Below are 1,416 nucleotides of genomic sequence, written 5' to 3'. Positions count from 1 at the left end.
CAGAAGCAATCAACTGAGAGTAGGCACGTACCTGCTCGATAAATGGAGTTGGGGGAGACGACGCGAATTGTCCGACGTTGGGCTGTTTGGGGTCGTCTTCGTCGCCGTTGAGGACGAGCATTTTGCCGATAGAGGTACGCCAGCCCATTTCTACGCGGTCGAATTCCGTCATGCCTTCGGGGTCGTAGCCGAAGTCTTCGGGTGAGGCGCCGGTGGCCCATCGTTGTGGGGAGGCATAAAACTCGGAGTTGTACTCCATGTTTTCAAGGGTGCGGGCGGCAGCGTCCGTCAGGTACCGCACGGCCGGGGTGATTTCTGACTGTCCAGACCAATGAGAAGTGCGCAGGCGATTGCGCAACCTGAACATAGGGAACCCGCCGCCGGGAACGTTGAATCGCTCGACTGAGCGCACCGTGCCCATATCGGTCGAATCTTTGGAAATGACGATGACTTCGCCCTGCAAGTAGAGCACTTCGCGGTACACGCCCTCGGAATTAACTCCAGAGCGGCGATACCCGGCCACTGGTCCATTTGTGGCGTCATCCCACAATAGTGAACCAGACAAGGGCGAAACTGACCGCAGGCGGAATACACCGTGTGGGTCGGGCTCTACAGCTAGTAGGCCCAGACCGAAAATCAGCATGTCCAAAATAGCTTCAGAGACGCGGAGCGGAACATTAAATCGACGCGTAACTAGCCGCATCTCCTCGCCATAGTCCGGCGAGATGTACCCGTCCATGCGCAGCAAATCGCCGTAGGTATCCACCACTGTCGCCGGCCATCCGGAAACAACGCCGATATCCGACAATGAGTTCGGCACCGCAACGCCAATGCGCTGCACACGATGCGTCCCATCATAGTACGACGCCAGCTGCTTATTACCCTGCCGGTGCCCTGTGACCTCGGTAGTCAAAACCCCCAGTATGTCTTCTTCATTGTGCGTTAGCCCCCGAATCATAAGATGAACGACCCCCTCTTTTTCTTCTTTTTCGTCACCCCGTGCGAGACAGCATCCAAATAGCACTTATAGGCCATGACGGCTGCATACGCTGCGTCAATTTTATCAGCAGACTCCGGCGACGACTTATAAAGCAAATACCCAGTACGTGTTTCCCTGCGCTTCGCGTTCAACAAGTGTGCGCGCAGGTATGGGCCACCGTCGTAGGTAATGTCGCGGTTGACTACCGCTTGCCTAAACTCGCTTAGCGATTGGTAGACCGCAGCGCTTTTGCCCCTCGGCCACGCCATCATCGGATGCGACGAAGTGGCCCGCACTTTGAGCTTCGGGGCGAATTCTGCTTCCCACGCGGAAACATGCTCCGTCCAGCCGGACGGGTCGCAGTACATGCCCACGACACGGTAACGAGAAAAACAGTCGCGCACTACTGCATCAACCTGCCGCGTATCTGGCTCCCA

Annotated in this window: 1 protein-coding gene and 1 pseudogene; both read right to left on the bottom strand. The window is 56.8% G+C overall.

All coding sequences use genetic code 11. The features are described 5' to 3' along the window. On the bottom strand, positions 1-913 hold a 913-nt coding region (locus QP990_RS12065), incomplete at its 3' end, for a phage portal protein (RefSeq protein WP_396127289.1). A 41-nt stretch (positions 914-954) separates the two neighbouring features. After that, positions 955-1,416, bottom strand: a pseudogene (locus QP990_RS12060) (hypothetical protein); the annotation flags it as partial.

It is taken from the genome of Corynebacterium sp. MSK071 (assembly GCF_030232125.1).
Classification (GTDB): Bacteria; Actinomycetota; Actinomycetes; order Mycobacteriales; family Mycobacteriaceae; genus Corynebacterium; species Corynebacterium kefirresidentii.
Note: the sequence above shows the minus strand (reverse complement) of the source record. Positions and strands in the feature narration are given on the sequence as shown.